Source organism: Paenibacillus graminis (assembly GCF_000758705.1).
Taxonomy (GTDB): domain Bacteria; phylum Bacillota; class Bacilli; order Paenibacillales; family Paenibacillaceae; genus Paenibacillus_AQ; species Paenibacillus_AQ graminis.
Window position 1 is genome coordinate 6,265,227 of the sequence record NZ_CP009287.1, and the last position, 12,419, is coordinate 6,277,645.

At 51.3% G+C, this 12,419-nt stretch carries 12 protein-coding genes; 2 read left to right on the forward strand and 10 right to left on the reverse strand.

From position 1 onward, the window contains the following. Window positions 1-38: 38 nt before the first annotated feature. The 6 genes from PGRAT_RS27080 to xylA all read right to left on the reverse strand — a co-directional run bounded on the left by PGRAT_RS27080 (window position 39) and on the right by xylA (window position 8,920). On the reverse strand, window positions 39-944 hold the full coding sequence (locus PGRAT_RS27080; RefSeq protein ID WP_025702895.1) for a carbohydrate ABC transporter permease: 906 nt from the start codon (window positions 942-944) through the stop codon (window positions 39-41). 62 nt (window positions 945-1,006) lie between these two features. Next, window positions 1,007-1,942 carry an ABC transporter permease gene (locus tag PGRAT_RS27085; RefSeq protein WP_238326716.1) on the reverse strand — a complete coding sequence of 312 codons (936 nt, stop codon included), beginning with the start codon at window positions 1,940-1,942 and terminating at the stop codon, window positions 1,007-1,009. A 477-nt stretch (window positions 1,943-2,419) separates the two neighbouring features. Further along, entirely contained in the window at window positions 2,420-3,973 is a 1,554-nt protein-coding gene (locus PGRAT_RS27090; RefSeq protein ID WP_051424670.1) for a response regulator transcription factor, read from the reverse strand. Next, window positions 3,970-5,754 (reverse strand): sensor histidine kinase, encoded by a 1,785-nt coding sequence (locus PGRAT_RS27095; protein ID WP_025702902.1) that lies wholly within the window; start codon window positions 5,752-5,754, stop codon window positions 3,970-3,972. The genes PGRAT_RS27090 and PGRAT_RS27095 overlap by 4 nt, the downstream gene beginning before the upstream one ends. A 159-nt stretch (window positions 5,755-5,913) precedes the next feature. Beyond that, window positions 5,914-7,410, reverse strand: coding sequence for a xylulokinase (xylB, locus tag PGRAT_RS27100; protein ID WP_025702904.1), 1,497 nt, complete (start codon window positions 7,408-7,410; stop codon window positions 5,914-5,916). A gap of 190 nt (window positions 7,411-7,600) precedes the next feature. Continuing rightward, on the reverse strand, window positions 7,601-8,920 hold the full coding sequence (gene xylA / locus PGRAT_RS27105) for a xylose isomerase (protein ID WP_025702905.1): 1,320 nt from the start codon (window positions 8,918-8,920) through the stop codon (window positions 7,601-7,603). 412 nt (window positions 8,921-9,332) lie between these two features. On the opposite strand from xylA, the gene PGRAT_RS27110 reads away from it, so the two are divergent. Together PGRAT_RS27110 and PGRAT_RS27115 are read left to right on the forward strand one after the other, a co-directional pair. Then, complete coding sequence (locus PGRAT_RS27110) at window positions 9,333-10,493, forward strand: ROK family transcriptional regulator (RefSeq protein WP_042267491.1); 1,161 nt, start codon at window positions 9,333-9,335, stop codon at window positions 10,491-10,493. 130 nt (window positions 10,494-10,623) lie between these two features. Further along, a complete protein-coding gene (locus tag PGRAT_RS27115; RefSeq protein ID WP_025705012.1) occupies window positions 10,624-10,818 on the forward strand; it encodes a hypothetical protein in 195 nt (64 codons plus the stop codon). An 80-nt stretch (window positions 10,819-10,898) separates the two neighbouring features. Here the strand turns inward: PGRAT_RS27115 and PGRAT_RS33810 are convergent, their stop codons facing one another. From PGRAT_RS33810 to PGRAT_RS27125, 4 genes are all read right to left on the reverse strand, one after another. After that, the gene (locus PGRAT_RS33810) at window positions 10,899-11,069 is read right to left on the reverse strand and encodes a hypothetical protein (protein ID WP_167337238.1); all 171 of its coding nucleotides are present in this window, start codon (window positions 11,067-11,069) and stop codon (window positions 10,899-10,901) included. Between the two features lie 258 nt (window positions 11,070-11,327). Further along, the gene (locus PGRAT_RS34725; RefSeq protein ID WP_280515255.1) at window positions 11,328-11,459 is read right to left on the reverse strand and encodes a hypothetical protein; all 132 of its coding nucleotides are present in this window, start codon (window positions 11,457-11,459) and stop codon (window positions 11,328-11,330) included. A 39-nt stretch (window positions 11,460-11,498) separates the two neighbouring features. After that, window positions 11,499-11,843, reverse strand: a complete 345-nt coding sequence (locus PGRAT_RS27120; protein WP_051424714.1) for a GNAT family N-acetyltransferase — start codon at window positions 11,841-11,843, stop codon at window positions 11,499-11,501. Between the two features lie 264 nt (window positions 11,844-12,107). Continuing rightward, entirely contained in the window at window positions 12,108-12,341 is a 234-nt protein-coding gene (locus PGRAT_RS27125) for a glutaredoxin family protein (protein WP_025705013.1), read from the reverse strand. Window positions 12,342-12,419: the final 78 nt, after the last annotated feature.

Below are 12,419 nucleotides of genomic sequence, written 5' to 3' on the forward strand. Positions count from 1 at the left end.
ACAGGGGAGACCCGCTCCCCTTGTAACTGAAGCTGTGACTAGCTCTTCACAGCTCCAAGCGTCATGCCTTTGACGAAATATTTCTGAATAAACGGATAGACCAACAGGATTGGCACAGTTACAACAATCGTTATCGCCATTTTGAGCGACTCCGGCGAGACTTGATTGGATGCCATTGAAGCAATATTGGAGCGGTAATCGCCTCCATTGCCACTGGTTGTGGTCTGCAGGACCTTCATCAGCTCATACTGCAGCGTGGTCAGGTGAGGGCTGGAACCGTTATACAGATACGTGTCAAACCAGGCATTCCATTGGCCTACGGCCAGGAACAGCGAGATGGTGGCCAGCGCCGGCTTCAAAAGCGGCAGAATAACACGACAATAGATCGTGAAATCATTGGCCCCGTCCAGCTTCGCCGATTCCTGCAGCGCATAAGGCAGGCCGTCGATAAAGGAGCGGATAACGAACACATTGAAGGCACTGACCAGACCGGGTACAATGTAGACTGCAAAAGAGTTCATCATGCCCAGATCCTTGACCAGCATGTAGACCGGGATTAGACCTCCAGATATATACATGGTCATCGCCAGGAATGTCGAGACGAACTTGCGGCCTTGAAAGTCAGGACGGCTGATGGTGAATGCCAGCATGGAGGCGCTGAGCAATCCGAGCAGGGTTCCGGCTACGGTCCGTAAAGCGGATATCTTGAACCCTGTGATCAATCCCGAGAAGGTGAAAATTTTCAAATAATTGTCCCAGGTAAATTCCCGGGGATAAATCGTGATGCCGCCGCGTACACTGTCCACTGAATCATTCAGCGAGATCGCAAGCACATTTAGAAAAGGGTATATCGTGACTACAATCACGATTAATACCACGAGATACACGATGAAGTCAAAAACCCGGTCTGCCCAGGACTTTCCTGTAAGAGCTGTATTTCCCACAATAATATTCTCCTTTCACGAAAAGGCAATTTGCTGCCACGATTGGTTAAAGGGACCTTGTATTACAGAAGGCTCTCTTTGGTTGTGCGTTTGAAGATTCCATTAATCGTAAACAGCAGAATTACACTGATCACAGAGTTGAATATATTGATCGCAGTACCGTAGGAATATCTCGCCATGCCCAGCCCGTATTTCAGAGAGTACAGATCGAGCACTTGCGAATAATCGGTAACGAGGTTGTTCTGAAGTAAGAATTGCTTTTCAAAGCCGATATTAAGCAAGTTCCCAATCGACATGATCAGCAGAACGATAATGGTGGGGCGGATACCCGGCAGTGTGATATGCCATACCTGGCGGAGCCTGCTGGCACCGTCCACCCGGGCTGCTTCGTAGAGTTCAGGCCCAATCCCTGCAATAGCCGCAAGATAAATGATCGCGTTCCAACCGGTTTCTTTCCACACATCCGATAACGTAACGATTCCCCAGAAGAGATGGCCCTGGGCCATGAATTGGATAGGTGTGTCTATCAACCCTATTCCTAACAAGATATCGTTTACAAGACCATTTTCGCCAGACAGCATTTTGGTTACAATCCCGGCCGCAACCACCCAGGATACAAAGTGGGGCAAATACGAGACGGTCTGAGCAAACCGTTTGAAAATGCCGAGGCGGACCTCATTAAGCAAAATTGCAAACGTTATCGGAAAAATAAAGCCTGCGACCAGGCCCATTCCGCTCATCGCCAGCGTATTGCGCAGTGCCAGAAGGAATTGCGAATCGCTGAACAGCGTCTTAAAGTGATCGAAGCCCACCCATTCTTGTTCAAAAAAGCCGCGTGCGGGCTTGTACTTCTGGAACGCCATCGTCCAGCCCCATAACGGCAGATAGCTGAAGACGAATGCCCAGATTACAAAGGGGATCGACATCATCCATAAATACTTTTGATTCTTAAAGTTTCTCCAAAACCGTCCTCCTGAAGCAGGCTTTTTGTTGCGCATTCGGGTATCCGGCGGGATTGGAGCAGTTACTGTGTCCGCTTTCATAAAGCCCCCTCCTCTCTATGTCTATATTCTAAAACGCTGTAAGCGATTGCAGTACCCTATAAATTTGATCTAAAATCAGATGAAAATTAGAGATTTGAGAGCGCCCCCCCGTAAACCCTACGGCAACTCTTTAAGTGGAAAAAGGGACACTAATTCAGCTCATTTCGCCATTGGACAAGAAAAGTGGCCCAATTAAGTTCACTTTTTCCACTTAAAGCTCAGGATTTTTTAATTTCCGGAAAAATAAGTTCCCTTATTCCAACTAGCACCTGCGTAGAAGTCGGTAAACAAGTGTTAGTTGAAATTAGGATATCTAGACCGACGAATCCCTCTGAACTCGGCCTTCAACACTCCAACAACAAAACATAGAAATCTCTCAAAAAAAGCAGCCCGGCTGAAATAGCCGGACCGCTCTTTTCAGTGCAAATGCACTCAGTTATTTTTGCGGAAAGAACTTGGGGAGGTCCCGACATATTTACGGAACTTGGCGTTGAAATAATCAGAGTTCATGTAGCCAACCTTCTCGGCCACTTCATATACCTTCATCCCCTGCGCCAAAAACTCTTTGGCTTTCTCAATCCGCACCTTATCCAAATATGTGTTGAAATACTCGCCAGTGGTATTCTTAAACATCTTGCCCAGATAGGCACTGTTATAACTGAACAGCTCGGAAAGCGTCTCCAGCTTCAGGTTCTCGTTATACCTGCGCTGGATCAACTCCGTAATTTTCTTGATCTCGTTCCCCTTGACGCCGCTGGTCATCTGCCCGGCGATCTCAGCCAGAAAGGCAACGGATTGCTCCTGAAGGTCCTCTAGATAGCGGCTCTGGTATAGCTCTCCAATCGGCGGAAAGCGCTTGGCAGTATTATTGCGGATCTCTGGATATACCGGCTCCAGCCTGGCTAACACCGTGCTGAGAATCCGCACGAAGGTGTCTTTGATCTGCTGCTCTCCTCCGCCGGCGGCGATCAGTTCAGCGTTGATCGCCTGTACCAGCGGCTCAATGGCTGTGCGGCTCCCGGTCTCGACGGCCAGCAGCAGGCGGCTCTCCGCATCCGTCACCTGCTCTGGGTCCGCTTCCCCGGAACCAGTGAACAACAGGCCTGATGAATCTGCGGTGATCATCACCCCTTTGCGGTAAAAGAAGGCCCGCCGCAATAAGTCACGCGCCGCATTGAACGATTCCGCTGCCTCTTCGGGCCGGGGAACCGCCCCTCCCGCAGCAGCGGCGAAGTTGAACCCGCATGGGCAGATCAGCCCGGCGAGCTCTTCCATCAGGTGCTCCCGGCACATCCCATCCTGCAGCGGCTCCTTCAGCAGCAGGCCGATATACGGCGGCAGCACAAAAAGCAGCCGGTCTTCGCTGCCGGCGAAATGCTGCTCCACAGCAGCAATGGCCTTCCGCTCTTCGTCTTCGGTGGCATGGGCAGGCGCAAGCAGCTCTATCAGAACCACCTCCACACGGCCGGGTGCCAAACCAAGCGCAGCAGCCTGCTTGCCCGGATCATCCTCTCCGGACTCTTCTGCCGGCGGCTGCAGCAATGCACGCAGCAGACTCTCCCGGTTGCGGGTCGGCTCCTCTTCGTTCCAGCGGCTGAAGCGGTCTTCCCTGTCAATGGTTTCCCGCAGCTCTTCCAGAAGGGAAATCATCTCCTCCTCATCCACCGGTTTTAGCAAATACCCGTCAATCCGGTAGCCAATCGCCCGCTTCGCATAATCAAAATCGGCATGTCCGCTCAAGATCAGCACATGGCTTGTCGAGCCTTCGTTCCGAAGCTCACCGATCAGCTCCAGCCCGTCCATTCCGGGCATGCGGATATCCACCACAATCAGCTCGGGATAATGAATATGGTATTTTTCAAGTGCCTGCAGGCCATTGGCCGCCGTGGCCACTACCGTAAATCCCAGCTGTTCCCAAGGAATCAAAGCTCTCAGTCCTTCACGCAGCTTGGGCTCATCATCCACAATCAGCACTTTAATCATCATTTTGATACCTCCATTGGGATGCGGAAGGAGATCCTGGTTCCTTCGTTCGGATGGCTCTCGATCGTCAGTCCATACTTCTCGCCATAGGACAGTTTTAAGCGGTCATGCACATTGCGCAGACCAATCCTCGCCCCTTCCTGCTCCTCCTGAGTCTCCAGCGTAATACGTATCTGCTCCAGCCTGTCCTGGGTTATTCCCGCTCCGTTATCCGTAATCGTAAATAGGGCATGGTCCTGCTCATACCGTATCACTACTGTCACTACCGCCCCTTCCAGGGTGTTGTCCAATCCATGTATCACCGCATTCTCCACAAGAGGCTGAATGATCAGCGGCGGCATGGAGAGAGACTCTACGGCGGGATCGACGATAAAATGATATTTTAACCGCTCTTCATAGCGGAATTGCTGGATCTCCAGATAACAGCGGACCATATCCAGTTCCTGCTTCAGTGTAACCTTGCTGCGCCCGACCTCAAGGCTGCTTCGCATCATCTGGCCGAGAAGCCGGACAACTCTGGCAATTTCCTGCTGGTTCTTCATATGGGCTTCCATCCGGATCGACTCCAGCGCATTAAATAGAAAATGGGGGTTGATTTGGCTCGCCAGCATTTTGAAGCGGATATCATTCTGCTTCTGCTGCAGCAGGCTGTTCTGCTCATTGGATACCTGCACCTCAAGCATCAGATCATGGATGCTGCGCACCATGGAGTTGAACTGCCGCGCGAGCAGCGCAATCTCATCCTTGCCGTCGATTTGCAGCGCTGTGTCAAAATCCCCGGTACCCACCCGGTTGATATGCTTGCTGAGATGCAGCAGACGCCGGGAGAAAAGCGAAGAAAAGCTGAAAATCAGCAGGAAAGCCAATACTACGCTGATTGTGATGACCGAAAGCGCCAGCCTGATGATCCGGTTGGGTTCTTTGACAATGCTATCTATGGAAAAGACTGAGATGACCCGCAATGCATTGCGGCTGGACTGCGGACTCAGCTCATCAATAACAATTTGGGACGGCTCCCCATCCACTACCGCCTCATAGCTTCCGCTTCCCTGCCCCAGCAGTTTGGTATCAAACGAAATATCGGCCAATGTTTTGCCTTCCCGTTCTTTCCGGTTCGAGGCAATAATATTGTTCTGGTCATCCACAATCATGGTATCAAAGGATTCCTGGTTCAAAATCGACGTCAGCTTGTTGCTGTTGACATTGATGACCAGCACTCCGGTCTTGCTGGACCCCTCCAGCTCTATTTTGCGGACAAGGCTTAAATACTTGTTGTGATCCCGCTCGTCTTCAATATATTCCCAACCGATCATCCCCTCATACCGCTGTGCGCGCTGATACCACTCACTCTCTTTAATCGCAGGCGAAGGGTTAATCAGTTCCCAGTTATTAAGCAGTGATGAGTTATCTGTATATAGACGAATATTGCTGATCTCTGTATATAGCCGTAGGTATTCCCTCACATCTGTATATTCCTGATAAGCCTTCACCACTTCATAAATACTCTCATATTTGCGGATAGCCAGCCTTTTCAGCCGGGTATCGTTGTTCAACCGGTAGGAAATATCCTGGGAGACACCAATAACTTCTTCCGTTCTTTTGCGGACCCGGTCTACATTAATGGAAGCTTGCTCCAAGGCATTGTCAAAGGCCATCGTCCTCATCTCAAAAGTCAGATACCCCCCTACCAGCAGCACGGGCAGCAAGGTCACCCCCAAAAAGGCAAGAAGCAGCTTATTACGGATTTTTATATCATTCATTAATTTGACGAACCAGTGAAACATAGCTTACGCCTCCCCTGACCCTCTTTTTCCCGGTAAGGCTGCTCCCTTGAGATACACATGCCTTACAGAAGATTGATGAACACGGTAACAAAAAGCCCTCCGCGAGTAGCGAAAGGCTCTTGGGGATGAAGTGAAACAGCCATTACAGCATGCGTGAAACTACTTCCGGTAAGCCGCCAGTTTGTCGTTAAGTTCACGGGTTTGGCCGTATACTTGCTGATAGAGATGAAACAATCCGTCATAGACTTCAGCCTGCTGGGCATTGGGTTTGTACACTTCTGCAGGACGGATGAAGGCTTCTGCGCATTCACTCAGGGATGCAAACCAGCCGCTGCCGTAAGCTGCCAGCATGGCCGCCCCCATAGCCGGTCCCTGCTCGCTCTCCAGCTTGATGACCGAGGCATTGAAAATATCCGCCTGCATCTGCAGCCAGGCTTCATTTTTGGCTCCGCCGCCGATGGCTACAACCTCGGTAATCTCCTTGCCGGAATCACGCACGATATCAATAGATTCACGCAGCGAGAAGGTAATCCCCTCCAGCACCGCACGGGTGAAGTGATTCAGCGTATGGCCGGCATCCATGCCGATGAAGCTGCCGCGGATATTCGGGTCCGGATGCGGAGTGCGTTCGCCGACGATATACGGCGTGAACAGCAGGCCGCCGCTGCCGGCCGGAATGGAGTCCACACCTTGAAGCAGCGCATCAAAGCTTTTATCCCCGGCAAAGGTTTCCTTGAACCAGGTAAGGCTGTAACCGGCAGCCAACGTAACGCCCATAATGTAATATGCATCCTTCTCTCCGTGGTTAAAGAAATGCACTTTGCCTTCAAGGTTCAGGTCCTTATTGCTCTCATACGACAGCACCACACCGGAGGTGCCGATGCTGCACATGGTCCGGCCTTCGCCAAGAATGCCGGCACCAAGTGCGCCGCAGGCGTTGTCTGCGCCGCCGGCGAACACTTTGGTGGCAGGCAGCAACCCGGAGGCTTCGGCAATCTCAGGCAGCAGCGTGCCGGTCAGATCAAAGCATTCCACAAGCTTCGGACAGAGTGTGACCGGCAAACCGAAGGCCTCAGCGATTTCGGCGCTCCAGGTTTTGGCGCCTACATCCAGCAGCAGCGTGCCTGCGGCATCAGAATAATCCATGGCGTAATCACCCGTCAGACGGTAACGCACATAATCCTTCGGCAGCAGGAACAGCTCAGCCTGTGCCAGCACCTCAGGCTCATTCTCCTGCACCCAGAGAATCTTAGGCAGCGTGAAGCCTTCCAGTGCACGGTTTCTGGCAATTTCGATCAGCTTGGTGCCAAGTACCTTCTCGATCTTCCGGCACTGCGCCGTAGTCCGGGTATCGTTCCAGAGAATGGCCGGACGCAGCGATTTGCCTTGGCGGTCCACCAGCACCAGCCCGTGCATCTGTCCGGAGAAGCTGATGCCGTCTACCTGCGCAGGGTCTATGCCTGATACTTCGATCAGACGGCGCAGGCTGACCAGCGTGCCCTCTACCCAATCCTCAGGATTCTGCTCGCTCCAGTTCGGCTGCGGGCGGCTTAAGGGATACGATTCGGAATGTTCAAAGGCCACCTTTCCCTGCGGATCTACCAATACTGTCTTTACCGCACTGGTACCAAGATCGACGCCGATTACATATTTCATAGTTATCCTCCTAAAAGTTTTGCGAGCTTCTGCTTCCTGGAATTACTCCAAGCAAAACTCGCTTCGTAAGCATCCACTTAGTTATATGAAGCATTACCTGTCTCTTCACCAAAAAAGGGGCTGCCGAAGAATGCTCTCTTCAGCAACCCCCGTTGCGTTAGTCGTTCAGGCCTTAAGCTAACTCCCGCTCTTATTGTTCAGCAAGGATGTATTGGTTCAGTGTAGCTCTCAGCAGTTCTTGACGTCCGGACTCATTCTTGCGCGGATTCTCATTGTTCAGCGCGTAATCAGCAAGCGAAGCCAGAGTGGCTTTGCCGGATACGATGTCAGCGCCAACGCCTTCGGTGAAGCTGCTGTAGCGTTTGTCGATGAAGTTTTCAAATACGCGGTCTTCAAGCAGCTTGGCAGCCACTTTCAGGCCTTTGGCATAAATGTCCATACCGGAGATGTGGGCCAGGAACAGATCCTCAGGCTCAAAGGAAGGACGGCGTACCTTGGAGTCAAAGTTGATTCCGCCTTTACCCAGTCCATCGTTCTTCAGTACTTCATACAGCGTCAGAGTAGCATCATAAATGCTTGCAGGGAATTCATCGGTATCCCAGCCGAGCAATGGATCGCCCTGGTTGGCGTCAAGGGAGCCGAGCATGCCGTTGATGCGGGCTACGCGCAGCTCATGCTCGAATGTATGGCCGGCAAGTGTAGCATGGTTGGCTTCAAGGTTCAGCTTGAAGTGTTTGTCGAGATTATACTTCTGCAGGAACGCAATCGTTGTTGCTGCATCGAAATCATATTGGTGTTTGGTAGGCTCTTTTGGTTTAGGCTCGATCAGGAATTGGCCGTCGAAGCCGATTTCCTTAGCGTAATCAACAGCCATGCTGAACAGCCGGGCAATATTGTCCTGTTCAAGACTCATATCTGTATTCAGGAGAGTTTCGTAGCCTTCACGGCCGCCCCAGAATACATAGTTGTCTGCACCCAGGCGTTTACCCACTTCCAGGCCTTTCTTCACTTGTGCAGCAGCGTGTGCATATACATCAGCATTGCAGGTGGAGCCTGCACCGTGCATGTAGCGCGGGTTGGTGAACATGTTGGCAGTGTTCCACAGCAATTTTTTACCGGATGCCTTCATGCCTTGTTCAAGAATATCTACGATAGTATCGATGTTGCTGTAGAATTCACGCAAAGATGCGCCTTCAGGAGCAATGTCCACATCATGGAAGCAGTAGTAATGAAGGTTCATCTTTTCCATAAATTCAAAAGCTGCTTCCGCACGGGCCTTCGCTTTGTCCAAAGTGTTCAGCTTATCCCAAGCACGGACTGCAGTTTCTGCGCCAAACGGATCGGAACCGCCAGCGGTTAGTGTATGCCAATAAGCCATTGCAAACTTCAGGTGCTCTTCCATGGTTTTGCCGGCTACGATTTCTTTCGGGTTGTAGAATTTAAATGCGTAAGGGTTGGTGGAACGGCTTCCCTCATAAGAGATCTTGCCCACTGATTCAAAATAAGCCATTGTGAAATCCTCCTCGGTATTTTGCTTCGCCCGCAAGCGTTTACAGGATCATCTTAACACATCTTTTCGACTTTGTATATTGGTTAAACAAAGTTTTTTGCAACTTTATTTTTTAGCTGGTGTGGCCGCTCGCCAGTCCCTTCAATTACGCGATTCTCTCTTCAGACTGCCTGCTAATCATGAACATAAAGTACCCCTGGGCGCCGCTCGCTATGCGTCTGCTGCAACAAGACTTGCAGTCCGGCAGCTGGTAGACTCTCAATCGTTCTTCGCCCTGTCTGTGCCGATCTGTGCCGATGCTGGAACTTTTAGAATAAAAATGCTAGCGCTTGCTGTTGCATTTTGCCGCACATCACACTAGACTAAGTGGCATACTGTACATGAGAACGTTCCCAAGAAGGAAGTGTAGTACGTGAAGGTTACCGGTGATCAGGCGCTGGTCAAAAAAATCAACAAATCGATTATTCTACATACGATTCGCATGCACTCTCCGGTATCCCGGGCCCGGGTATCCGAAATGACGGGGCTGAACAAGGCCACCGTCTCCAATCTTGTCGCCGAGCTATGCGGACAGGAGCTGGTCACCGAAGCCGGACCGGGAGAATCGAGCGGCGGCCGCAAGCCGCTGATGCTGCATTTCAACAGCATGGCGGGCAGTGTAATCGGCATCGAGCTGCAAGTGAAGCAGTTGAAGGCCGTGCTGTGCGATTTGGGGGGCAGCACTCTTCAGGAATTGGACTGCCCGCTGGAAGTCCATGATCTGCCATATGTCCTGGAGAAAATGAAGGGCATCATTTCAGAACTGATTGCGTCCGCCCCCTCCTCGCCTTACGGCATTGTGGGGATTGGGGTAGGTGTGCCGGGAATGGTCGATGAACATGGCATGGTGCTGTTCGCGCCCAATCTGGGCTGGGAAATGGTCGATCTGCGGGCCATTCTGGAGCAGTCATTCGCAGTCCCGGTCACCATTGACAATGAGGCTAACGCGGGAGCACAAGGAGAGCTGAATTTCGGCGCAGCGCGCGATGTGCGCCATCTGCTCTATATCAGTGCAGGTTCAGGGATTGGTTCTGGTATCATCATTGGCGGAGAACTGTATAAAGGCGCGCGCGGTTATGCCGGGGAGACCGGCCATATGACCATAGAGGCTGAAGGGAAACCCTGCAGCTGCGGCAGCCGGGGATGCTGGGAGCTGTACGCCTCGGAGAGAACCTATGACAATCCGGGGCTGGCTCTCCCCGCCCGCAGTACAACCGAGCTGGTCCGTTATGCACGCGAGGGACAGGAGGACACGCTGCGCCATTTCACAACCATCGGCGAATATCTCGGCATTGGGGTGACCAATCTGATCAACAGCTTCAACCCCGAGCTGATTGTAATCGGCGGTGCCCTGTCCGAAGCTGAGCCTTGGCTCGGCGAGCCACTGCGCAGAGTGGTGGCCGAGCGGACGCTTCCATATCATAAACAGCAGCTCGAAATCACCTTCTCCCGGCTGGGCAGCCGGGGAACCATGATTGGAGCAGGCTTTTCGGCAGTCATGCATTTCCTTGGGAACATCCGCGTGACGCTCTAGAGCAAATTGACGTAAATTCGCCGCAATTACGGAAGAATCAGGTACAGTCAAAGGAAGATCAATCCTATATAATAAGGGATAAAAGTGTGATAAATGTCACCTTACCCCTTTTTCTGAACGGAGAGAGTCCATGACCTATGTTGATACGTCTGATATTTCGGCGCAGATGTTCATCACTGTGCTGCTGCTGCTGCTCATCATCGCTCCACTCATCAGCCTCGGCGTTCTGCGGCTGTTCCAGTCGAGGAAGAAATCGGGACTGCTGCTCATTGCCGGCGGAATTGCCGTGTATGCCCTTTTTCAAATCATTATGTACTTTACTTAACCTTGCGAATACATCACCAATGTACAAATAGACCGAAGCCCAAGCTTTGGTCAAAAGGACTGCGGTGGCCGGGGACTAACTTACAGCGACGATGCTCTGAAATAACGGCCGCCTCCAACAACGGCATTTCTGCCGTTATTTCGCAGCACACTAGCCGTCCGGGCTTCAACAACGGCATTCCTGCCGCTATTTCGGAGCACACTAGCCGTCCGGGCTTCAACAACGGCATTTCTGCCGCTATTTCGGAGCACACTGGCCGTCCGGGAAGCGTCAGGAAGCTTGTGTAAGAAACGCACGTATCTACTATAGCTTTCGTTAGCCTGTTAAGTGGAAAAAGGTTAACTAATTTGCTCAAGCACCATGCGCTCAGAAGGTTAAGTGGAAAAAAGATCACTAATTCAGCTCATTTCACTCCTGACAAGGTAATATTGCCTAATTAAGTTCCCTTTTTCCACTTAAACCCTATAATTGCTGATTTTGGAGAGAAATAAGTTCCCTTTTTCCACTTGCTACCGCTGGATGGGCAGAAACTCACCTTTGTTTGGGCAGGTCGGGCTCAGACCCGGAACAACGGCAGAAATACCTTTGATTTGGGCTGATCCGTCTGCCTTCAGCAGCTGCATGTCTGCCGTAACTAGCAATTGATACTTATCCCCAGCTTTATACAAAACTACGAATAATCAAAGCGCATATTCAGCTTGGCCGCTGACTGGCAGTATACAGCTAAAACGCTCCACACCCGGATACTTTTCACCGAGGCTGGTGACCACAAACCCGCTATTTCTGTAAAAGCCTGCGGCATCAAGATCCGTCTCGGCCCGCAGCAGTACATTCCCTTTGCATTTGCGGATCTCTTCAATCATCGTCCGGCCAATGCCCCGGCCCCGCAAGCGGGCCTGTACGGCGATATGCAGGAGCTCCACGGCCTTCCCCGGCTCATGAAGGATGCCAACTAGACCGGCCAATCCACCATTTACGAAGGTGCCCAGCAAATCCCGGGAATCCACGGTAAGATACCGGTCCACTTCTTCTGCGATCTTTTGCAGCGCCGGCCCATATACACTCTGCCAGCAGCCGCTCTACCGCATCGCTGTCCCAATAATTCTTTAAGCTGATTAACAAGTGTCCCAGCTCCTTTCAGCAAAAATACAAGGAATAATAAATAGCATGAAGCAATCAGCTTATTAATATTATAAGAAACAAAAAACCTCTTATTACGCAAAAGAAAAGACCGCTCCCGGTGTGGAAGCAGCCTTTTTCCTCTTGATGCAGGCTATATTGTGGGATGATTATACGCTCGCCAGTGCCTTGTCGAATTGGGTTTTGTTCATGCCGACGATCTTGAAGTCGCCAATAACGGTGATTGGCACAGCTCTCATCCCCATATCCCATACCTGCTGGGCATAATCATCGTTTTGTTCAATGTTGCGCTCCTCGTAGGAGATCCCCTTCTCGCTCAGGAAGCTTTTGACCTGACGGCAATGCGGACAGTTGGTTGAAGTGTAGACAATTACGTTTTCCATAATAAAATCTCCTCCTAAAAGTTTTGTGAGCGTAACTTCCAGCATTCGGCTTCGTACAAAACTCACTTTGAAAGCATA